This is a genomic window from Phocaeicola sp. RTP21198st1_B8_RTP21198_201120 (assembly GCF_040929485.1).
Taxonomy (GTDB): domain Bacteria; phylum Bacteroidota; class Bacteroidia; order Bacteroidales; family Bacteroidaceae; genus Phocaeicola; species Phocaeicola dorei.
Map to the genome: position 1 here is coordinate 1 of NZ_JBCOCI010000433.1, position 303 is coordinate 303.

Sequence of the window (303 nt, forward strand, 5' to 3'; positions counted from 1 at the left end):
ACGGGGTACCTTATATGCCTGATAAGACACCGTCGACAGTGATCGGAGGTTTTACACGGGATATTTTCCAAGCCTACAATTTGCAGGATATTCAGAATATAACGGTTTTGAAAGGAGCGGAGGCCGCTATGTATGGTTCGATGGGTTCAAATGGAGTTATTCTGATTCAGACTGATGGTGCCACATCCAATGACTTGGAAACGAAGATCAGCTATTACGGTTCATTTGGAGTGAACTGGAATGATAAACGGATGCCGTTGCTGGGTTTGGACGATTATAAGTCTTATTTGTCGGATGTAGGTC

The 303-nt window shown here is 43.9% G+C and carries 1 protein-coding gene; it reads left to right on the forward strand.

What is annotated here, in order from left to right:
- The coding region (locus AB5935_RS27020; protein WP_368327980.1) for a TonB-dependent receptor plug domain-containing protein at positions 1 to 303 on the forward strand (303 nt) is incomplete at both ends.